19 protein-coding genes and 1 tRNA gene are annotated in these 21,378 nt (G+C 60.9%); 7 read left to right on the top strand and 13 right to left on the bottom strand.

Translation table 11 applies throughout. The features are described from left to right. Positions 1 to 35 precede the first annotated feature (35 nt). The gene (locus HJB83_RS29035; RefSeq protein WP_207582781.1) at positions 36 to 1,235 is read right to left on the bottom strand and encodes an aspartate aminotransferase family protein; all 1,200 of its coding nucleotides are present in this window, start codon (positions 1,233 to 1,235) and stop codon (positions 36 to 38) included. Between the two features lie 423 nt (positions 1,236 to 1,658). Here HJB83_RS29035 and HJB83_RS29030 point away from each other — a divergent pair, with 423 nt between their 5' ends. After that, the gene (locus HJB83_RS29030) at positions 1,659 to 2,192 is read left to right on the top strand and encodes a GcrA family cell cycle regulator (protein ID WP_207582780.1); all 534 of its coding nucleotides are present in this window, start codon (positions 1,659 to 1,661) and stop codon (positions 2,190 to 2,192) included. A gap of 177 nt (positions 2,193 to 2,369) precedes the next feature. Here the strand turns inward: HJB83_RS29030 and phoB are convergent, their stop codons facing one another. The 7 genes from phoB to phoR all read right to left on the bottom strand — a co-directional run bounded on the left by phoB (position 2,370) and on the right by phoR (position 10,137). Continuing rightward, a complete protein-coding gene (gene phoB, locus HJB83_RS29025) occupies positions 2,370 to 3,053 on the bottom strand; it encodes a phosphate regulon transcriptional regulator PhoB (protein WP_007633570.1) in 684 nt (227 codons plus the stop codon). A 132-nt stretch (positions 3,054 to 3,185) separates the two neighbouring features. Continuing rightward, positions 3,186 to 3,899 carry a phosphate signaling complex protein PhoU gene (gene phoU / locus HJB83_RS29020; RefSeq protein ID WP_164006409.1) on the bottom strand — a complete coding sequence of 238 codons (714 nt, stop codon included), beginning with the start codon at positions 3,897 to 3,899 and terminating at the stop codon, positions 3,186 to 3,188. A gap of 44 nt (positions 3,900 to 3,943) precedes the next feature. Then, positions 3,944 to 4,759: a phosphate ABC transporter ATP-binding protein PstB gene (pstB, locus tag HJB83_RS29015; RefSeq protein ID WP_007633576.1), complete on the bottom strand. Its 816-nt coding sequence runs from the start codon at positions 4,757 to 4,759 to the stop codon at positions 3,944 to 3,946. Positions 4,760 to 4,774: 15 nt separating this feature from the next. Further along, positions 4,775 to 6,094 carry a phosphate ABC transporter permease PstA gene (gene pstA, locus HJB83_RS29010; RefSeq protein ID WP_207582779.1) on the bottom strand — a complete coding sequence of 440 codons (1,320 nt, stop codon included), beginning with the start codon at positions 6,092 to 6,094 and terminating at the stop codon, positions 4,775 to 4,777. Then, positions 6,091 to 7,572 (bottom strand): phosphate ABC transporter permease subunit PstC, encoded by a 1,482-nt coding sequence (gene pstC, locus HJB83_RS29005; protein WP_207582778.1) that lies wholly within the window; start codon positions 7,570 to 7,572, stop codon positions 6,091 to 6,093. Before pstC ends, pstA begins: the two co-directional genes overlap by 4 nt. Positions 7,573 to 7,708: 136 nt before the next feature. Then, positions 7,709 to 8,743: a substrate-binding domain-containing protein gene (locus HJB83_RS29000; RefSeq protein WP_207582777.1), complete on the bottom strand. Its 1,035-nt coding sequence runs from the start codon at positions 8,741 to 8,743 to the stop codon at positions 7,709 to 7,711. Positions 8,744 to 9,024: 281 nt separating this feature from the next. Beyond that, positions 9,025 to 10,137 carry a phosphate regulon sensor histidine kinase PhoR gene (phoR, locus tag HJB83_RS28995; RefSeq protein WP_405049180.1) on the bottom strand — a complete coding sequence of 371 codons (1,113 nt, stop codon included), beginning with the start codon at positions 10,135 to 10,137 and terminating at the stop codon, positions 9,025 to 9,027. Between the two features lie 349 nt (positions 10,138 to 10,486). Between phoR and ppk2 the strand changes: the two genes are divergently transcribed. After that, positions 10,487 to 11,368, top strand: a complete 882-nt coding sequence (gene ppk2 / locus HJB83_RS28990) for a polyphosphate kinase 2 (protein ID WP_207582776.1) — start codon at positions 10,487 to 10,489, stop codon at positions 11,366 to 11,368. Positions 11,369 to 11,455: 87 nt separating this feature from the next. On the opposite strand, the gene HJB83_RS28985 is transcribed toward ppk2, so the two are convergent. Beyond that, positions 11,456 to 12,646 (bottom strand): regulator, encoded by a 1,191-nt coding sequence (locus HJB83_RS28985; RefSeq protein WP_221133099.1) that lies wholly within the window; start codon positions 12,644 to 12,646, stop codon positions 11,456 to 11,458. Positions 12,647 to 12,932: 286 nt separating this feature from the next. Between HJB83_RS28985 and HJB83_RS28980 the strand changes: the two genes are divergently transcribed. Both HJB83_RS28980 and HJB83_RS28975 read left to right on the top strand, forming a co-directional pair. Further along, a complete protein-coding gene (locus tag HJB83_RS28980; protein ID WP_221133100.1) occupies positions 12,933 to 13,892 on the top strand; it encodes a nitronate monooxygenase family protein in 960 nt (319 codons plus the stop codon). 121 nt (positions 13,893 to 14,013) lie between these two features. Continuing rightward, positions 14,014 to 14,089: transfer RNA gene (locus HJB83_RS28975), tRNA-Thr, on the top strand. A gap of 210 nt (positions 14,090 to 14,299) precedes the next feature. Here HJB83_RS28975 and HJB83_RS28970 read toward each other — a convergent pair. Both HJB83_RS28970 and HJB83_RS28965 read right to left on the bottom strand, forming a co-directional pair. After that, on the bottom strand, positions 14,300 to 14,860 hold the full coding sequence (locus tag HJB83_RS28970; protein ID WP_207582773.1) for a hypothetical protein: 561 nt from the start codon (positions 14,858 to 14,860) through the stop codon (positions 14,300 to 14,302). Positions 14,861 to 15,022: 162 nt separating this feature from the next. Then, positions 15,023 to 15,439, bottom strand: a complete 417-nt coding sequence (locus HJB83_RS28965) for a hypothetical protein (RefSeq protein ID WP_207582772.1) — start codon at positions 15,437 to 15,439, stop codon at positions 15,023 to 15,025. A gap of 498 nt (positions 15,440 to 15,937) precedes the next feature. Between HJB83_RS28965 and HJB83_RS28960 the strand changes: the two genes are divergently transcribed. Next, positions 15,938 to 16,315 (top strand): hypothetical protein, encoded by a 378-nt coding sequence (locus HJB83_RS28960; protein ID WP_221133101.1) that lies wholly within the window; start codon positions 15,938 to 15,940, stop codon positions 16,313 to 16,315. Positions 16,316 to 16,551: 236 nt separating this feature from the next. Beyond that, on the top strand, positions 16,552 to 18,042 hold the full coding sequence (locus HJB83_RS28955; RefSeq protein WP_221133102.1) for an MDR family MFS transporter: 1,491 nt from the start codon (positions 16,552 to 16,554) through the stop codon (positions 18,040 to 18,042). Positions 18,043 to 18,116: 74 nt separating this feature from the next. Here HJB83_RS28955 and HJB83_RS28950 read toward each other — a convergent pair whose 3' ends face one another. Beyond that, positions 18,117 to 18,494: a nuclear transport factor 2 family protein gene (locus tag HJB83_RS28950; RefSeq protein ID WP_221133103.1), complete on the bottom strand. Its 378-nt coding sequence runs from the start codon at positions 18,492 to 18,494 to the stop codon at positions 18,117 to 18,119. Positions 18,495 to 18,616: 122 nt separating this feature from the next. Between HJB83_RS28950 and HJB83_RS28945 the strand changes: the two genes are divergently transcribed. Further along, positions 18,617 to 19,078, top strand: coding sequence for a MarR family winged helix-turn-helix transcriptional regulator (locus tag HJB83_RS28945; RefSeq protein ID WP_221133104.1), 462 nt, complete (start codon positions 18,617 to 18,619; stop codon positions 19,076 to 19,078). A 20-nt stretch (positions 19,079 to 19,098) separates the two neighbouring features. Here the strand turns inward: HJB83_RS28945 and HJB83_RS28940 are convergent, their stop codons facing one another. Then, positions 19,099 to 21,105, bottom strand: coding sequence for an ABC transporter ATP-binding protein/permease (locus HJB83_RS28940; protein ID WP_221133105.1), 2,007 nt, complete (start codon positions 21,103 to 21,105; stop codon positions 19,099 to 19,101). Between the last annotated feature and the right edge of the window lie 273 nt (positions 21,106 to 21,378).

Below are 21,378 nucleotides of genomic sequence, written 5' to 3'. Positions count from 1 at the left end.
TCTTACCTGTGCTGCGCCCGAAGGCGGCAATCTCTTCAAGCCGTTTTCTTGACCTTCGCGGCGCGAATGCTCTCGGCGGCGCGCTCGATGCGGTCAAGGCCCTCTCGGGCTTCCTCGGCGGTGACGACGAGGGGCGGAAGAAGGCGGATGACGTTATCGCCGGCGGGTATGCCGAGCAGATGGGCGGCGCGGATCGCCTGCAGCAATTCGGCCGAGGGAATAGCAGCCTTGATGCCGAGCAACAGCCCCTCGCCTCTGATATCCTCGATCACATCGGGATAGCGATCCTTCAGCGAGGCGAGGCCCTGGCGGAAGACGAGTGCTACGTCGCGCACCTGCTGGAGGAAGCCATCGGCGAGGATGATGTCGAGCACGGCGCTGCCGACGGCCATGGCGAGCGGATTGCCGCCATAGGTCGAGCCATGCGTGCCGGCCTTCATGCCGGAGGCGGCCTCTGAAGTAGCAAGGCAGGCGCCGAGCGGGAAACCACCGCCGATGCCCTTGGCAACCGCCATGATGTCGGGCGTGACGCCCGACCATTCATGGGCAAAGAACCTGCCGGTGCGGCCAACGCCGGTCTGGACCTCGTCGAGGATCAACAGCAGGCCGTTTTCGTCGCAAATCTGGCGAAGCGCCTTCATGAATTCGGGGGTGGCAGGACGCACGCCGCCCTCGCCCTGCACCGGCTCGATGAGGATTGCCGCCGTCGCATCGGTGATCGCGGCGCGGACCGCTTCGATGTCGCCGAACGCCACCTGATCGAAACCCGGCGCCTTGGGGCCGAAGCCTTCGAGATATTTCTCCTGGCCACCGGCGGCGATTGTCGCGAGCGTCCGCCCATGGAAGGCGCCCTCGAAGGTGATGATATGGAAGCGCTCGGGATGGCCGTTGGAAAACTGATAACGGCGCGCCGTCTTGATCGCGCATTCGAGCGCTTCAGCACCCGAATTGGTGAAGAACACCTTGTCGGCGAAGGTGGCGTCGGTCAGCCGTTTGGCCAAACGCTCCTGGCCGGGGATCTCATAGATGTTGGAGAGGTGCCAGACCTTGTCGGCCTGCTCCTTCAGCGCGCCGACCACATGCGGATTGCCGTGGCCGACCGAGGTGACGGCAACACCGGCGCCGAAATCGAGATAACGTTCGCCGCTTTCGGTGATCAGCCACACGCCCTCGCCTCGCTCGAACCGCAGCGGGGCACGAGAGTAGGTGTCATAAAGCGGCGCGGCTTCAGCCATGGCGCGGTCTCCCGATCAGAGTTATCAAGCAACGGACTCCGGCTAAGAAAACCAGGCCCGAAAAATTAAAAATGCCGCCTTGCGGCGGCCAGCGGTACTATTTCCTTTTCGCGCTGCAATGTCAACAAAACTGCGCCCTTAGCGCATGCAGCAAGGTTGTACAGCGGTGTTTTCGACCTTCAACAGGCTTTATTGCAGAAATGACACGCTGGGGCAGCAAGTTGGGGAAAACTCCGAATTCGATTCATCCGGATTCATGCGACTCTTGTCACGGAGTCACGCTCACACTAGGTTAAAGTTCAATTACTAGACTGCATGCGGCGGAACTAGTCACCAAAATTGATCAAGCGTTTCTTGTTTCGGAGCTTCCGAGGCAACGGTGAGGGATTCTGCCATCACCAACGCAGAAGGTGGAGACAGGGCATGAACTGGACAGACGAGCGGGTCGAGAAACTCAAGAAGCTTTGGGCCGAAGGACTGAGCGCCAGCCAGATCGCGGCGCAACTTGGCGGTGTCAGCAGAAACGCTGTAATCGGCAAGGTGCACCGCCTGAGCCTTCCGGGCCGCGCCAAGGCCGGCGGCACGGCCGCCACGGCCCGAACGCCGAAACGCAATACATCGGCGCCGCGCGCGCCGAACTTCGCCTCTCGGATCACCACCCGCACCGTTACCCGCCAGCAGGGCGCAACGATGCTGAAGGAAGAGATCGAGATCGAAACGGTCGAGGAAATGGAATACGTGCCGAAAGGCAACGTGGTCGTGCCGATCTCCCGCCGCCTCGGCCTGACGGAACTGACCGAACGCACTTGCAAGTGGCCGGTCGGCGATCCGCTGAAGGATGACTTCCACTTCTGCGGCTGCGAGTCCCCCGACAATTCACCCTATTGCGGCTATCACCAGAAACTCGCCTACCAGCCCGTCAACGAACGCCGCCGGGCGGCAGCGCGGGCGAGCTGAACGGGTGACATTGTCGACATGCAAAAACGGGCTGGAAGGCCCGTTTTTTTATGTGAGTACGTTGGGTGTGGCTGCCCCTCATCCGCCTGCCGGCACCGACCGGGGTCGAGACGAGTGGCTCGACCCCGGTCGGGTTAGGGTGAGGGGCAGAGCTTGCTCGACTTTATCGGAAACCCCTCAGGCTTCCATCGAATAGCCGGCGCCGCGGACGGTGCGGATGACGTCTTGCATGTTGGAGAAGTTCAGCGCCTTGCGCAGGCGGCCGACATGGACGTCGACGGTGCGTTCGTCGACATAGATATCGTGGCCCCAGACGCCGTCGAGAAGCTGCGAGCGGGAGAAGACCCGGCTCGGCGACGACATCAGGAATTCCAGCAGGCGGAATTCGGTGGGGCCGAGGCGGACTTCGCGGCTTTTGCGATGGACGCGATGGGTTTCGCGGTCGAGTTCGATATCGCCGCATTTCAGCACCGTCGACAGCACCTCGGGACGGGCGCGGCGTAGCATCGCCTTGACGCGGGCAACGAGCTCCGGGGTCGAGAACGGCTTGACGACGTAATCGTCGGCCCCGGTCGACAGTCCGCGGACGCGCTCGCTCTCTTCGCCGCGCGCCGTCAGCATGATGATCGGCAGACGTTCGGTTTCCGGCCGCATGCGCAGGCGCCGGCAGAGTTCGATGCCGGAGACGCCGGGCAGCATCCAATCGAGGATGAGCAGGTCGGGCGTGCGCTCCTGAAGCCTGATTTCGGCTTCGTCGCCACGAAGGATAGTATCGACCTCGAAGCCTTCCGCTTCGAGATTGTAGCGAAGAAGCACGCTCAAGGCTTCCTCGTCTTCAACAACTGCAACTCTCGGGATCATGCCTGTCGGTCTCCTCGCGCATGTTCCTTAAACCGGGGTGATTTAAGCAATGCATCCTGCGCAAATTCAGAAAGGTGGCTGCGACCTCTTTGCGCGCCCGGATGGGCGCGCACGCAACGGCTAGTATGGGCTTTATTCCGTGACCGCGCCGACGGTGTTGGCGCTGTCGTCTTTCGGACGGTCACCTTCCGGCTGTGCGCCGGTCGCCATGTAGTAGATCGTCTCGGCGATGTTGGTGGCGTGGTCGCCGATGCGCTCGATGTTCTTGGCGCAGAAGAGCAGATGCGTGCAGCTGGTGATGTTGCGCGGATCTTCCATCATGTAGGTCAGCAGCTCGCGGAACAGCGAGGTGTACATCGCGTCGATCTCGTTGTCGCGTTCACGGATCGCATTGGCCTTGTCGGCGGAGCGCGTCGTGTAGACGTCGAGCACTTCCTTGAGCTGGACGAGCGCCAGCTCGGACAGATGCTCGAGACCGCGGGCGAGCTTGCGCGGAACGCCGGTGCTCTGCACGGCGATGACGCGCTTGGCGGTGTTCTTGCCGAGGTCGCCGACGCGTTCGAGATCGGCGGCGATGCGGATCGAACCCATGATTTCGCGCAGGTCCGAGGCCATCGGTTGACGGCGGGCGATGGTAACGATCGCCTTGTCGCCGATTTCTCGCTCGGCGTGATCGAGGATCACATCGTCGGAGATGACCTTCTGCGCCAGCGCGGTATCGCCGTTGACGAGCGCCCGGACGGCCTCGCTGACCATCTGCTCGGCCAGGCCGCCCATTTCGGAAATCCGCCTGGACAGGAACTTCAGATCATCATCATAGGCAGAAAAAATATGTGTCGATGCCATGGGGCTTTATCCTCGAATAACGGGAAGGCTTGGTGTCGCCAAAATCAACCGAAGCGACCCATGATGTAGTCCTGGGTGCGCGGATCGTCGGGATTGGTGAACATCTTGTCGGTGTCGTTCTCCTCGACGAGATTGCCGAGGTGGAACATGGCGGTGCGCTGCGAGACGCGCGCGGCCTGCTGCATGGAGTGGGTGACGATGACGATCGTGTAGTTCTCGCGCAGTTCGTGGATCAGTTCCTCGACCTTGGCGGTGGCGATCGGGTCGAGCGCCGAGCAGGGCTCGTCCATCAGGATGACTTCAGGGCTGACGGCGACGGCGCGGGCAATGCAGAGGCGCTGCTGCTGACCGCCGGACAGGCCGGTGCCGGATTCATGCACGCGGTCCTTGACCTCGTTCCAGAGGCCGGCACGCTGCAGGCTGGTCTCGACGATCTGGTCGAGATCGGCCTTCGACTTGGCAAGGCCATGGATGCGCGGGCCGTAGGAGACGTTTTCATAGATCGTCTTCGGGAACGGGTTCGGCTTCTGGAAGACCATGCCGACGCGGGCGCGAAGTTCGACGACGTCGATATCGGGATCATAGATATCGTCGGTATCAAGCGTGATCTTGCCGGTGACCCGGCAGCCGTCGATCGTGTCGTTCATGCGGTTTAGGCTCCGCAGGAAGGTCGACTTGCCGCAGCCGGACGGGCCGATCAGCGCGGTTACGGTGTTTTCGCGGATGTTCAGGTTCACATCGAAAAGCGCGCGCTTCTCGCCATAGTAAACCGAGACATCCTTGCCGATCATCTTATAAGGGACGTTGCTCATCTTCTGATCCAGCGCTTTTTCAACTGCAGCTTCCGTCAACATGTTCATGATGTGTAACTCCGTTTACCAGCGGCGCTCGAAGCGACGACGCAAGAGGATGGCGCCCATGTTCATGACGATCAGGAACAGGAGCAGGACGATGATGGCACCCGAAGTCCGCTCGACGAAGGCACGTTCGGCCTCGTTGGCCCACATATAGACCTGCACGGGCAGAGCCGTCGAGGGATCGAGCGGCGTCGTCGGCGCGTTGGCGACGAAGGCGACCATGCCGATCAGCAGCAGCGGCGCGGTTTCGCCGAGCGCATGCGCCAGGCCGATGATCGTGCCGGTGAGGATGCCGGGCATGGCGAGCGGCAGAACATGGTGGAACACCATCTGCATCTTCGAGGCGCCGAGGCCGAGGGCTGCAGCGCGGATCGACGGCGGCACGGCGCGCAGTGCGGCGCGCGTCGCAATGATGATCGTCGGCAGGGTCATCAACGTCAGCACCAGGCCGCCAACCAGCGAAGCCGAACGCGGCAGGCCGACGAAGTTGATGAAGACGGAAAGGCCGAGCAGACCGTAGACGATCGAGGGCACGGCGGCGAGGTTGTTGATGTTGACCTCGATCAGATCGGTCAGCTTGTTCTTCGGCGCAAACTCCTCGAGATAGATCGAGGCGGCAACGCCGATCGGCAGAGCGAGCACCAGCACGATCAGCATCAGATAGAGCGAGCCGATGAGGGCGACGCCAAGGCCTGCGGCCTCCGGACGGCTGGAATTGCCGTTGACGAAGAGGCCGGTGTTGAACTGCTTGTGGAGAGCGCCGCTCGCCTTCAGCTCGTTCATCCAGCCAACCTGCTTGTCGTTGACCTTGCGGTTCTTCTCATCGACCGACAGGTCGATCTGGCCCTTGTTGGCGCTGTCGACATTGGCGTCGGCGAGCACGGTGACATTGACCGTCTTGCCGATGATCGACGGGTCGGCGACGACCATGTCGCGCAGTTGGACCGGCGCACCCTTGGAGAGCATGGCGGATGCATCGCGCACGTCGGGACGGCTTGCGGCATTGACGTTCAGCTGCTTGACGATCGCGTCGCGCAGGAGAACCGGGTAGTTGGCGGCGATCAGCACCGAAGCATCGGTCGCACGCTTATTGCTGGGGTCGATCGTCTTCTCGGAAAATTCGATCGGCAGGGTGATCGCCGTCTGCTGAAAGGCGGTGTAGCCTTTGCCGATCACCGTCCACAGCAGGATGAACAGGAAGATGAGGCCGAAGGAGATGGCGGCGATGCCATAGGCCTGGAACCGGCGTTCGGCGGCGTAGCGGCGCTTGATGCCGATATCGCGGCGCGTGGGCGCCTTGGAAACGGTTATCCCGGCGGGAGAAACAATATCCGTCATTCGTACTGCTCCCGGTATTTGCGCACGATGTAGAGCGCGTAGATATTGAGGCAAAGCGTGATGCAGAACAGCGTGATGCCAAGGGCGAAGGCAACCAGCGTCTGCGGCGAGGTGAACTCGAGGTCGCCGGTGAGCTGATTGACGATCTTGACGGTCACCGTCGTCATCGGCTCGAAGGGGTTGATCTGGATGCGGGCGGCGACACCGGCGGCCAGCACGACGATCATAGTTTCACCGATGGCGCGCGAGGCGGTCATCAGCAAGGCGCCGACGATGCCGGGAAGGGCTGCGGGCAAGACCACTTTCTTGATGGTTTCGGAGCGTGTGGCGCCAAGACCGAGCGAACCGTCACGCAGCGTCCGCGGCACGGCGGTGATGATATCGTCCGACAGCGAGGAGACGTAGGGGATCAGCATGATGCCCATGACGATGCCGGCGGTCAGAACGCTCTGCGCCTGAATGAAGTTGGTGTAGTTGCCGGAGAGCAGGCCGCTGATCTGAGCCGAGAAATCGCGCAGGAACGGGCCGACGGTGACGAGCGCAAAGAAGCCGTAAACGATCGTCGGAATGCCGGCGAGCACTTCGAGCAGCGGCTTAGCGATCCCGCGCAGCTTCGGCGAGGCGTATTCGGCCATGTAGATCGCGGCAAACAGGCCGACCGGTACGGCAACCAGCATGGCGACCATGCCGATATAGAGCGTGCCGAGCAGCAGCGGGATAAGGCCGAACTGACCGAAGGACGAGCTGCCGGCTCCGGCAAAACGCGGGTCCCAGACGGTGCCGAAGAAGAAATCGGCGGCGGGAACGGCGGCAAAGAAGCGGGCGGCTTCCGACAGCATCGAGAATACGATGCCGATCGTCGTTAGGATAGCAATCGAAGAGGCGAGTAGCAGGCCCCAGAGCATGAAACGCTCAACCCGATTGCGGGCGCGGAAGCGCGGGGCGATGGCGCGCAGCGCATAGAAGGCGCCGGCAATGGCGAGGATGAAGACGACCGCCGTCATGGCGAGGCGGCTCGTCATGCTCTTGGCGTTGAGCGTCTTGGCTGCGTCGAGCATGTAAGGCAGCGGCTGGCCGGCAAGCGGCACACCCTTTTCGCTGAGCTTGGCCTGCAGGGCGGCCGGATCGCCGGCGACCGCTGCGGTTTCATCCGAGGTCAGCATCGTCAGGCCACGGGCGACCGTCGCCACCATGGAATAGCCAAGATCCTGCTCGACGGCGGCTTGAGCCTTGACATCGGCGGGGAAGTGGCTGCGAACCGAGGACTGGATGATGCCGGGGCTGACCGAGAGCCAGACGCAGAGCGCGAGGAGAGCAGGGAGAACCGCCCAGATCGCCGCATAGGCGCCGTAATAGACCGGCCGTGAATGCAATGCGGAGGACCGGCCCCCGGCAAGTGCCGTGGCCCGACTGCGCGCGACCAGATAGGCGGCGGCACCGATCACCACAAGGCACAGAAGTATGACGGATGTGCTCATTCGTTACGTCCCCAGGCCATAGCCCCAAAAAGCCCAATCATGCGGAATGAATTCAACCCTGCAGCGGAAATGTCGGCGCGCCAGGGTTTAAGGCAATGCCGGCGCGGGCCTTTAGAGCACCGCGCCGGCAAAGTCATTACATAGCCTTGCCGGCTTCGACTTCCTTGCGGATCGCGTCGCGCTCGGCATCCGGAGCGGCAACCAGGCCGTATTCGACGAGCGGGCTATCGGGGCCGATCATCTGGTCGGATACGAAGAAGTTGACGTATTCCTTCAGGCCTGGAACGGCGCCGAGATGTGCCTTCTTGACGTAGAAGAACAGCGGGCGAGAAACCGGATAGGTGCCGTTGGCGATCGTTTCGGTGGACGGAACGATGCCGCTCATGCTGGCAACCTTGAGCTTGTCAGCGTTGTTTTCATAGAAGGAAAGGCCGAATACGCCGACGCCGGTCTTGTTGGCGGCGATGCGTGCCAGGGTTTCCGGATAGTCGCCGTCGATGTCGACAGCAGCGCCGTCCTTGCGGACTGCGACGCAGGCCTTGCCCTGGGCAGCCTTGTCGGCGATTTCCTTGGCGATGACGTCGACAGCGCCAGCGGCCTTGCAGCCGGCGGCGAGAACGTTCTGTTCGAAGACTTCGCGGGTGCCGTGCTTTTCGCCCGGGATATAGGCAGCGATATCAACAGCCGGAAGCTTCGGGTTGACTTCCGACCACTTCTTGTAAGGGTTGGCGACGAGCTTGCCGTCGACGACGACCTGGGCTGCGAGGGCCTTGTAGATGTCTGCGGGAACGTAGGCAACATCCGGGTTGGAAGCGTCGGTTGCGAAGACGATGCCGTCATAACCGATCTTGACTTCCTGAATGTCGGTGACGCCTGCAGCCTTGCAGGCTTCGGCTTCGTTCTTGTTGATCGGACGCGAAGCGTTTGCAATGTCGATGGTGTCTTCGCCAACGCCCTTGCAGAATTCCTTCAGACCAGCGCCCGTGCCGCCGGATTCAACGACCGGCGTCTTGAAGTTGGTGAAGGTTTCGCCGAAGGACTCGGCAACGATCTTTGCGTAAGGCAGGACGGTGGACGAACCAGCAACCTGAATCTGGTCGCGGGCGACGGCAGCGCCAGCGAAAGCAGCGGTTGCAGCGAGCGCGGCAACGGTGAGCTTGAAGGTGTTCATTAGAAATCTCCCGGCATTTGGGCTTGTGTGAGTGCGGCCTTTCGAGAGGCCCTCGCAGTGCCTTTTTTCATCGGCGGGACTCTCTTAGCGCTGTAAGCACCGTCCTTTTATGTCAAATCGGTGAAACATTTGTGACAGTTTATCTCGTTGATTCTAAAAGCATATTTTCAGCGCTGCCGAGTGCTTGTGTCGGTCACGCTATGAACTTCGAGCCCGCCTCAACCTTATGTTGCAAAAAACCGCTGGAACATCGTTACTTAGGGGACAGGCAGCGTATCGCCTTAAAACCGCACGGTGAAATCGGTGCCCTTGCCGACTTCCGATTTGACGATCAGTCGCGCCCGGTGGCGGGTGAGGATGTGCTTGACGATGGCAAGGCCGAGGCCGGTGCCCTTTTTCGAGCGGCTGTCCTCGATGCTGACGCGATAGAAACGCTCGGTCAGGCGCGGCACATGCTCGGCCGGAATGCCCGGCCCCTTGTCGACGATGCTGACCTCGACCGGCTGGCCGGCGCCGTTCTTCAGCCAGACATCGACGATCTCGCCTTCCTGGCCATATTTGCAGGCGTTTTCCATCAGGTTCTCGAAGACCTGGACGAGTTCGTCGCGGTCTCCCAGCACCTCGACCTTGCCGTCGGGCAGATGCAGGTTGATGTCGACGCCGACATCCCTGGCAAGCGGGCCGAGTGAATCCCTGACATGGCCGAGCAGCGGCACTAGGTCGACCTTCTCATCCGGGGCGATATGCGATTTCAGCTCCAGCCGCGAGAGCGACAGCAGGTCGTCGACCAGCCGGCTCATGCGTGTCGTCTGATCGAACATGATGGCGAGGAACCGCGCCTGCGCCTTCAGATCGTTCTTTGCCGGCCCCTGGATGGTCTCGATGAAGCCGCGGAGCGACGCTAGCGGCGTGCGCAGCTCGTGGCTCGCATTGGCGACGAAATCCGACCGCATGCGATCGATGCGACGAACCTCTGAAATATCGCGGAAGGAGAGGATGAAATAGCGCTCATGCGGGCCGCCATCTGCCGAAAATTCAATGGGGGCGCTGCGGACGATATAGACACGCTCGGAGGGCAGCCGCTCGGCATGTTCGATCTGGTTCGGGGCGTTGGTGGCGATGGTTTCGCGCACCATGTCGAGCACGCCGGGCGAACGTAGGCGGGCCGATATATGGGCGCCGAGCGCCACCTCGCCGAAAGCCTTTTCGGCAGCCCGGTTCTGAAAGAGCACCGAGGCATCGTCCGACAGCACCATGACCGGAATATCGAGGCCGGCGAGCGTGGCGGACACTTCCGGCAGGCGGCTTGGCAACATTTCCGGCTTGATCTCAACCGGCTCGATCGGTTCTGCCTTGATATCAGGCGCCTCGTTGAAAAGCGCGGTGACGATCATCACAAGCAGCAGGATGAGCACCACCCACTTGTTCATGCCGGCGGCAAGCGTGACGAGCGCACTGAGGATCGCCGCCAGCAGCACCGGCCGTTCGCGCCGGATGCGCGCCGACAGGCTTTTTCTCCATGGAATTTCGTCTTGCAAGTGCCCTCGCGGCGTCGATTCGTTTTTCTTGATATTGAACTCTGCCTGATAGCGCCAATTCATGACAGTAGTTTTCGGGCTGCCGCTCCGATGTGAAAGGCGGTCGGCGAAACCCACAAAAAACACCGGCCGAACGCGAAAGATTTGATTTTCAACGGTAACTATGCTCGCCTGCGGGAAAGAAGCGATCGCTAAGGAGGAGCATATGGCCGAGACCGTCGAAAGCAGGGCTGTGGAGCTGGATATCCGCGGCAAGAAGCGCACCTTCGATGTCGACAATCCCGTCCTGCCAGACTGGGTGGAGGAACACGCACTGGCTTCCGGCGGCTTTCCCTACAAGAAGAAGCTCAAGGAAGAGGATTATCTGGAGCAGCTGGAAAAGCTGCAGGTGGAACTCGTCAAGGTACAGTTCTGGCTGCAGGCATCAGGCAAGCGGGTGATGGCGCTGTTCGAAGGGCGCGACGCTGCCGGCAAGGGCGGCGCGATCTCGGCCTCCTCAGCGCATATGAACCCTCGTCTTGCACGCGTCGTGGCGCTGACCAAGCCGACCGAGCGCGAACAGGGACAATGGTATTTCCAGCGTTATGTCGCCCAGTTTCCAACCGCTGGCGAATTCGTGCTGTTCGACCGCTCCTGGTACAACCGCGCCGGCGTCGAGCCGGTCATGGGCTTCTGCACGCCGCAGCAATATGAGGATTTTCTCAAACAGGCGCCGCAGCTCGAAAAGATCATCGCCCATGAAGGCATCTTCTTCTTCAAATTCTATCTCGATATCGGCCGCGAAATGCAGCTGAAGCGTTTTCACGACCGCAGGCACGATCCGTTGAAAGTCTGGAAGCTGTCGTCGATGGACATCGCGGCGCTGACGAAATGGGGCGATTATAGCGAAAAGCGCGACCGGATGCTGAAGGAAACCCATACGGATTTCGCGCCCTGGACGGTGATCCGCGCCAACGACAAGCGGCGGGCGCGCCTCGAACTCATCCGCCACATGCTGAACCGGATGGATTATGACGGCAAGGACAAGACGGTGCTCGGCATGGTCGATGAGGAGATCATCGGCTCAGGGCCTGGCTTCCTGAAATAAGGTTTCCTGAAACAGGCGGCGGGCGGAAAGCCATCGGCGCCATCGGCTTCGCCGAGGCTGGCGCCACCGGCTTTGCCGGGGCTGAGATCACTGCCCCGGCAGGATGCGGATCGCGAAGAGGTTGATGCCGCGCGCCTTGCCGTCGAGATCGCTGTTGATCGTCAGCGTGCCCGGCGCATTCGGCGCCAGCGAGCGATCGAATTTCACCTGCAGCAGCGCATCCGACTTTTCGCGGGTGACGTTGAAGCGATGGCGGGGGCAATTGCCGAGCGACTGGAAATTGCATTCGACGGTGACCTGCGTTGGCTCGTCGGTGGTCGATTGCAGCGTCAGCGCGATCGTCGAGGATTTGCCGGCAAGCTGCTGCAGCACCGTGGCGGGAACGCTGATCGAGATATTGCCGTCGGCTGCGCCGCTCTCAGAAATCAGGCGGATGGCGGGGCCGTCATTCTCGGTGATCTTTTCGGTGCGCGCCCGCGGACCGCTCTGGATCTTGTCGGCCTCTTCGGGTTTGAACAGCGGGATCCAATCGGCCGAAAAGCTGTTCTGCGGATCGATGGTCACCGGCTCGTCGGTGTGAGGAGCGGCATTGTCGTCATTGCCGGTGAAATCCTCGGGCTGGGTGCTGGCCGGCGGATTGGCGACGCTGGTGTCGCGCTCGGCCGCCGTCAGCAGCAGGCCCGACGTATGCGCCCACCAGGCGCCGATGCCGATGAAGGCAAGCAGGACGCACCAGACCAGCAGCCTGGAAAAGAATTTGCGCGGCTTGCGGCGGCCTGCCGCCCGTTCCGGGCGGAAATCCATATTGGTGGCGCGCTGGCCGCGGCTAAGCCGCTCCTCGCCGACGGGCGCGGCAGCCAGGTGATCGGCACTGCCCGCATGCACGTCGTCGAGACTGAAATCGTCGCTGCGGCCGTGGGCCACTTCGGGGGCGCGGGTCTCGCCTGCGGCCACGGGGCTGTCGATGAGGTTGTCGATATCGGCTACATCACCCTTGTGAATGGGCGGCGCCGGCATTTCCACAACAGGCGGCACGGGCACTTCAGGCGGCCTCTGGCGTGGGTGAAGGCGGTCGCGCTCCTCGCCTTCGATGGCGTGGATGGTGCTTTCCAGGCGATGGCGGTGATGGGCAACGACCTCGGAATCGGTGATATCCTGCTTGCGCAGGCCGGCTTCAAGCGCCTGGCGGGCCGACTGATAGATCCTCGCTCGAACCTCCGGATTGTCGCGATCGGAATTCTCGAGCGCTGTTCTGATGGCCGTTTCTAATCCGCTCACATTCAGTCCTTCACCTTGAACCCGGCATCGGACTGCAATCCCCGCCGTTCTCCATCAAAATTCGGTAGCGGCAAGCGCGGCAAACCGCAAGCCTTGCAGGCCCGCCTGCGGGTCATCGGCCGGATTATTGCCGGGTTTCACCGCTTACGGGGCTTATTTTATTAGCTTTCCCGGACGTATATATTCGGGCTGAAATCGACGAAGGCATGGCAGCCGCTCTTTTATCGCGTTTTCTTCTCTGTTAAGAGATTGACGTTTTCGTAAACGTCAATGGAAGCGATGAACCATGGCCCTGCCCCCGATCCTCAAAGACAAATTGAGACTGCCGGTCATCGGCTCGCCGCTGTTCATCATCTCGCATCCGGCGCTGACGCTGGCGCAATGCAAGGCGGGTGTCATCGGGGCGTTTCCGGCGCTGAACGCCCGGCCGGAAAGCCAGCTCGACGAATGGCTGGCCGAGATCACCGAAGAGCTTGCCCGCCACGACGCCGCCGATCCGGAAAGGCCGGCTGCCCCCTTTGCCGTCAATCAGATCGTCCATATGTCGAACAAGCGGCTGGAGCACGATCTGTCGCTCTGCGTCAAATACAAGGTGCCGATCGTCATCTCCTCGCTCGGTGCGGTGCCTGAGGTCAATGCGGCTGTGCATTCCTATGGCGGCATCGTACTGCATGACATTATCAACAACCGCCACGCCCATTCGGCAATCCGCAAGGGGGCCGACGGGCTGATCGCGGTGGCGGCCGGGGCCGGCGGCCATGCCGGCACGCTGTCGCCCTTTGCGCTGATCCAGGAAATCCGCGAATGGTTCGACGGGCCGCTGCTGCTGGCCGGTGCGATTTCCACCGGCGGCGCCATTCTCGCAGCAGAAGCGATGGGCGCCGACATGGCCTATATCGGCTCGCCCTTCATCGCCACGCAAGAGGCACGCGCCACCGAAGCCTACAAGCAGGCGATCGTCGAAAGTGCCGCGGCCGACATCGTCTATTCCAACTATTTCACCGGCGTGCACGGCAACTATCTCAAGCCCTCGATCGTCGCCGCCGGCATGGACCCCGACAACCTGCCCGCAGCCGATGTCTCGAAGATGGATTTCGAACAGGCGGTCGGCGGCGCCAAGGCCTGGAAGGACATATGGGGCAGCGGCCAGGGCATCAGCGCCATCAAGGCCGTCGAGCCGGTGGCCAACCTCGTCGACCGGCTGGAGGCCGAATACAAGGCCGCTCGCGCCCGGCTTAGCCTCTGAACCGGCTCTCCCCGCCGCTGCCCTCTTTTTTGCCAAAGGCATGACAGGGCGCTTGAAATCTTCGGACAATGGCTGTATCAGCGCCATGCAAATCGTAGGCCGCATGCTTCGGCCGTGAGATGCCGCTTTAGCTCAGGTGGTAGAGCACATCATTCGTAATGATGGGGTCGCAGGTTCGAGTCCTGCAAGCGGCACCATTTTTCTCTCAGATTTCAACATGTTATTGAGATAATGCGCCGAAGTACGGTGAGGCCTTTTCTGCGGGCAGCATCTGGACAGCACGCATGTAAATGGCATTCGCGGCCGAATAAGACGAGTGTGAGCCTCCACCACGGAACTCAAGTCTCCTCCAGTCGGAAGTTTCGCAACCGCTGCCATAAAAGGTGTTCAGCTAGAGGGACAATAGCTCAGAACCCTTCCTCCATGGAACAGGAATAGGTGCTATGATCACCGTAGTCGGTGATCCATCCTCGGTCATCAATGGGCTCGTTCTGTCCAGATCCGGAAAGTACTTTGAGGTCCCTTCCCGTGCGCTGCAGGATGTTGTCATGCAGCGTCTTTGCTTTTTCCGGGAACGAAAAGTAGTAGTAGAAGGGCGACATGCAGCCGCCGCCAGCATCGAGAGCGTAGATCGGCATGCTGAACTGGGTGTATCTGCTTCCGAAGAATTCACCACTTGTAGCGACATTTATTAGCGGCATGTCATTCGAAGTGCATGTCGCCGTTATCTTTCTTTCCATCGTCTTGAGGCTTGCTTTGGCCTCGTCTGGAATGGCGACGGTGATATTGATCGCCTGATCATCGGCGTAATATGATATTGCCCCTTCTGTGAAGGCGCATTTGAGCGGATCTGGAAAGACTTTCTCTGCCCATTTATCTGCCGCAATCCTCGAAGTCGGAAGAAGAACGGCGGTCGAACATAAAACCGCAACCGACAAGCCCTGCAAACTGAAGAGAAATGAAAACATTTGAAATAGCCCCAAACCCGCTCGCAAGTTGCATGGTATCGGGAGATTTTCAACTATCGTTTCTGCGAAAAACTTCAGCAAGGCTTCCGGTGAAGCTCTTACGCAAATGCAAATGACCGAGGAGGATATGGCCCATCCGGCGGCGCAGGCATAACCCCGTCATCATTTGATAGCCCACTTGAAAAACCGCCTCAAAACGTCATGGAGAATCAGAAAGGAACACATGCTGATCCAGCCGCCCCAAAGGCAAATCAGATAAAACGCGCCAAATCTGAAATGACCAAATAGCTCGGTCCCGCCTCGGCACTTCGCGTTGGTACATGTGGTGATTTGACCCATGCCATATGCAGCTAGCGCAACTAGAGCCAGACCTGAAAGCGCAATGCCTAACGCCTTGGCGGTTGAAATCTGCGGGTCAGGTTTGCGTTTAATCTGGCGCGAGTAGATGAAATAGATTGCTAAACAGGCGCACGGAAGAGCCGTCGCCAGTGAGGCTGACAGCATCGAAACGGCCGTCTGATCTACCAGGATCGAGAAAACGTTCGCCCAAATATAAGCAAAAATAGGGACGCAAAGCATTGAGGTCTCCCAGCTTTTTGGGCCAGGTTTATAGAACTCCTGGAAGACAATGACGAAATGGCACGCCAGCGCGAAGAGCGCTGGAAGTAGTGGGAACTCCCATCGTAAAATAAGCAATCTCAACAATCTGAAAGCTACCTAGCGCTCTGCCGAAAATGAGGCGATGGTGCGTTAAAGAAATGTCCCCTGTCCAGGAGCCACCTTGAATTTCCGGTTTAACTAGACGGCAGTGGCTAGGACCTCGACGACGGGCCGCATCAGCAGAGCAAGACAAACAGCAATTAATCGATAGAGCGGCAAAGAAGGGCACCTTGAATATGGGCGGGCCACGTTAGCAGTCGCCGAAAAGAAAACAATCGGCGCGCGAATTTATCCGAATTTTCCCACCTTGCACCGATGCCCCCGCTTATACCGTCAACAACCTGAAAATCGCGACATTGCAGGAACAATGCCGCCGCCGAGCTGGTTCCCCCTGAGGCAACAAGCATGGAGAACATTATGTCCTGCAAATTCATCGCGATATCGCTGCTTTCGATCGGTCTTGCCGGCACGGCGCTGGCGCAGACGACGGGTGGAGCAGATTCCAGTGGGCGGCTGTCGGTGGCGCCGATCATTGGCGGATCGGGGAGTTCGGGTGCGGGTTCGGCCGGTGCCGGTTCTGGCAGCACTGGTTCGGCGGGCAGCGGTTCTGTCGGGACCGATCCCGGCACCACCGGCAGCACGAGCGGCGGCACCACCGACAATGGCGGCGTCGAGTTGAATAGCGGCCGCAGCACGATCAATCCCGGCGGCGTCAATCCGGACCTCAAGCCGACGCCGGATTGCACCGCCGGTTCCGCGAATACCGGCTCGGGCGGCGAGGCCTGCCCGCAATGAGGGTGGAGCGGATATCAGCCTGACCTCCTGACAGAATGAAGGCCCGGGGACGCCGGGTCTTCGCTTCGGCCGTCGCTGCTCCGAAATCGCGCGAAAATAACAGCCGCGAGAACGGCTTTACGACTCGCGCTTGCGGACGTAAAACTACCCATCACTCCGCAAGCGGCGCATCGCCCCACATCCCAGCCAGCCTGCCGACATTCCCGGCATCTGCGGAGCACCCGAAGAGGATCGTCATGTCGAATGCAGCGCAACGCTCGAACCGCGTGCTTATCGTCGCCACCATCATGGTCGCGACCTTCATGGTGGCGATCGAGGCAACGATCGTGGCAACCGCGATGCCGCGCATCGTTGGGCAGCTCGGCGGTTTTTCCTATTACAGCTGGGTGTTTTCGGCCTTCCTGCTGGCGCAATCGACGACAACGGTGATCTACGGCAAGCTCTCCGACATCTTTGGGCGCAAGCCGGTGCTGATCGGCGGCATCCTGATCTTCCTCGTCGGCTCGGCTCTCTGCGGCTTTGCCTGGTCGATGATGTCGCTGGTGCTGTTCCGGCTGCTGCAGGGGCTGGGTGCGGGCGCAATCCAGCCGGTGACGATGACCATCATCGGCGATCTCTTCAAGCTCGAGGAGCGCGGCCGCGTTCAGGGTGCAATGGCAACCGTCTGGGCGACATCGGCCGTCGTCGGGCCGCTTGCCGGCGGCATCATCGTCGACAATATCTCCTGGGCCTGGATCTTCTGGATCAACCTGCCGATCGGCATTATCTCGATCATCGCCTTCATGGTCTTCCTCAAGGAGGACGTGGCGCACAAGCAGGCCAAGATCGACTATCTCGGATCGGTGCTGTTTTCGATCTCGATCGTGGCGCTGCTGGTGATGCTGACGGAAACCGATGCGAGCGCCTGGATCCTGCTGTCGCTTTTCGCCGTCTTCATCGTCTCGGGCATTCTATTCCTCGCCCAGGAGAAGCGGGCGCCGGAGCCGATTATTTCGATCCCGCTCTGGAGCCGCCGGCTGATCGCCACCAGCAATGCGGCAACGCTGCTTGCCGGCATGGCGCTGATCGGGCTTTCGACAATCCTGCCGCTCTATGTGCAGGGCGTGCTCGGCCGCTCGCCTCTTGTCGCGGGCTTCACGCTCACCATGCTCGTCGTCGGCTGGCCGCTGGCCGTCATGCTCTCCAGCCGCTTCTACAGGGCCTTCGGCATCCGCCGGACGCTGCGGGTCGGCAGCCTGCTGTTTCCGTTCGGCGCCTGTTTCCTGTTGTTCCTGACACCTGAGAGCTCGCCGGCGCTTGCCGGCGCCGGCTCCTTTTTCATGGGCTTCGGCATGGGTCTGATCAGCCTCACCAGCATCGTGCTGGTGCAGGACAGCGTCGAATGGTCGATGCGCGGCAGCGCCACCGCCTCGATCATCTTTGCCCGCAGCCTCGGCAATACGCTCGGCGCCACCGTGCTCGGCGCCATCCTCAACGCCGGCATCAATCATTATGCGGGCGGCGAGGCGGCGGCCGGCCTGCGCGAGGCGCTGAACCAGCCGACCGGGCTTTCTGCGCTCGCCGCCGACCCGGCGATCCGCTCGGTCTTCAACGCAGCCCTGCACTGGAGCTTCTGGGGCGTGGTCGTCGTCGCGGTGCTGACCTTCTTCACAACGTGGCTGATCCCGGTCGGGTCTAGTCGGAGCCAAAAGGGCGCGGCAGTTGCAAGCGAGGCGGCCTCGCATTAGGCGGTTCGGCTGGGCCGCCGAGGGATCAATGGTCGCCCCGGCATAGTCAGTACAAGCTTACAGAGCATGTGGGCTTACAAGGCATCCTGGATATCGAAGCGAATAATCCCATCGCCTGCGATGCGGAAGATATGCGTCACGGTCTTGTCCTTCAGGCCGTGGGTCTGCCCCTCAAGCGGCCGGCTATCGAGGTCGAAGACCGACTGGATCACCTCGACAGCGACGGCGCCATCTTCGGTTTCTTCGAATGCGACCGGCTCGACGTGCGGGCTGATGACAGCCCACTGCCTTGTCCAATAGTCGCGCACGGCCTCACGACCATGGATATGGCCGCCATCCATGCCGTTGGCCCACGCGACATTATCGGACAGGACGGCAAGGACCGCGTCGATGTCTCTCGCGTTGAAGCGGGCATAGATGCGTTTGATCATCTCAACATCATTTTCCGGCATATCGGTTCCCTCGATGGAAATTGAAACATTCGCTGTCGAAACGGCATTGTCGGATGCAGTGCTTGAATATATATACGTACATATACATCTCGTGGTCAAGCGCGTGAAAAAGGGTAAGCGGAATGGACGAAGACGTGCTGTCGACGCCGGGGCATCTCATCAGTCTCGCGGCGCGGGGGTTTGCTCGGCTGAGCGAGTCACGCCTCAAACCGCTCGGTTTCGGTGTTGGCCAGTTGCCGGTGCTGGTGGCGCTGCAAGATGGCAAGGCAAGCACGCAGCGCGATCTCGCCCGCTTTGCGAGGACAGAGCAACCGCCGATGGCGCAGATGCTTACCCGCATGGAGCGGGATGGCTTGATTGCGCGGACACGCGACCCGGCTGACCGGCGCAGCAGCCGCATCGTGCTGACGAAGGCCGCACGGGAAGGGATGCCGGAAGCGATTGCCGCCTTGTTCCAAGGGAATAACGAGGCATTGGCAGGGTTTACGGATGCGGAAGCGGCACTGTTTGTCGATCTGCTCAAGCGGCTGATCGAAAATCTGGATCAGATTGCCGGCGCGGAGGTTTCGGTGGGCGACCGATGAATTCTGTGCCCAAGCGAACGTCAATTTCCATTCCGCGGCTGCGCTGCCTTGTTCGAGGCCGTGCCGGCCTTCGGTTGGGAGCGGCGGTTCGCCAAAACGCGTGACAGCAAGTTTCGTTTTTTCGTGCGCTTGATCAGATCGATATCGCTGACGAGCTTTGCGCCACCCTCGCGCCGCTCCAAGGTGATCTTGCGGCTATGGAAGGCTTCGAGTTCAACGCGATGTGCGACGCTGACGATGGTCACCTCAGGCAATTCATGGATCACCATCCGCATCATCTTGTCCTGGCTCTTCTCGTCGAGTGCCGAGGTTGCTTCATCCAGCACGATGATATCGGGGGTGTGCAGCAGGAGACGTGCAAAGGCGAGCCGCTGCTTTTCGCCGCCCGACAAGGTCTGGTCCCAGGGCGCGTCTTCCTCGATCCTGTCGTTCAGATAATCCAGTCCCACCTTGGCGAGGGCCTCCTTGATCTTATCCAGCGTCCAGCTATCGGCGGCGCCGGGATAGGCGACGGCGCGGCGAAGCGTGCCCGACGGGATGTAGGGCCGTTGCGGCAACATGAACAAGCGTCGGTCGGCGTGGAAATTGACGCTGCCGTCACCCCACGGCCAAAGACCGGCGATCGCCCGCACCAGCGTGCTCTTGCCCGACCCGGATTCGCCGGATACGAGCACCCGCTCGCCGGGTTCGATCGCCACCTGGGTTTCCGTGACCACGGCGGTGCCGTCGTCAAGCGACACGGAGAGATCGTTCAGGTTGAGCATCGCCTCGCCCTCCGTTTCGCCGTGCTTGATGCGCCCGAGCGCGTCGCTCTGCTCGGCCCGCTCCAGCCCGTCGAGCGACATCATCAGCGAAGCGATGCGCCGTGCACAGGCGTTCCAATCGGCAAGACGGGGATAGTTGTCGACCAGCCATCCGAACGCGCCCTGGACGATGGCGAAAGCCGAGGCTGCCTGCATGACCTGTCCGAGCGTCATGCTGCCTTCGAGAAACTTCGGAGCGCACAGCAAGACCGGCACGACGGGAGCAATCAGCATCGATCCATGCGACACAAGCGTTGTGCGCATGTGCTGGCGGGCAAGCAGCGCCCATTGCCCGAGCACATTGGTGAAGGTCTTGTTGAGGTCGTTGCGCTCCTCCTCTTCGCCGCCGAGCAATGCGATGCTCTCGCCGTTTTCGCGCACATGCGTCAGCGTGTAGCGAAATTCGGCTTCGGTTTGATTCTTAGCCTCGGAGACCTGGACGAAATGCCGGCCGATGACCGCCATCGAACTGGAGGTAATCGCGGCATAGAGAACCGCAGTGACGACGAGAAAGCCGGGAATGGTGACGGTGAAACCTGCGATCGGCAGCGTCAATGCCCCGCCGATCGTCCAGAGCACGACGATGAAGGTCGAAGCCGCCAAGAATGCGGAAATGACCCCGGCGATGAAATCGACAGGGGCTTCGGTGGCAATCCGCAAATCCTCCGAAATGCGCGCTTCGGGATTCTTGTGGTCACCGCCGATCAGGTTCAACTGATAATAACGGCCGTTTGCCAGCCAGCGCCCGATGACGGCGGTCGTCAGCCAGGAACGCCAGCGGCGCTGGATCATCATGCGTAGCGCGACTTGTGTGGTGACAACGGCGACGGTGCCGAGCACCAGCGGCAGGAAGACGGCGCTGAGGAAATAGACGGTGCCGGCATCGTGTCGCTCTATGGCGTCAAAGATCCCGCGGTTCCACAGATTGATTCCATACTGGAAACCGACATTGATGCCGATCAGCGCCAGCAGCCCGAGTGTGCACGGCCAGGCGAGCCTGTCACCGCCGCGGCTCCAGTAGTGGCGGGCGCTGATCCAGAAACGCTTGAGCAAATACTTCTTGCGTGCCTGCTCGGCCTCCTCGGGCGTCAGTTCCGGACTGGGTTCGATGACATCTGGCGGCGGCACGACCTCGACAGTCGATGCCTTCTCGTCGAGCGACGCCTCGGAACCCTGCGGTTCGGTGCCGTCGACCGATATCGGATTAAGTTTAGCGCCGGTCATAAGCACGACAACGGCTTACAGATCGAAAGGTTTCATGATGCCGACGTTTGGCGTTGTGCCGTTTGGGCCCCTTGTATCTGCACGTTAGAGATTTTGTGCGATGGAAGCGATTGAGCCTCTGGCCGGGTGGCCACCCGGCCAGAGGGGTGACGAAGTCGCCCGTTCCCCCTCTGGTTACAACCGTGGATGAGCCTGGGATCTTCGTCATCGTCACGTACGACCGAATAGTCGCTTGGTTCCAATCGCACGCACAAGGCAGGTTACCGTGAACAG

Source organism: Rhizobium sp. NZLR11 (assembly GCF_019685115.1).
Lineage (GTDB): Bacteria > Pseudomonadota > Alphaproteobacteria > Rhizobiales > Rhizobiaceae > Rhizobium.
Note: the sequence above shows the minus strand (reverse complement) of the source record. Positions and strands in the feature narration are given on the sequence as shown.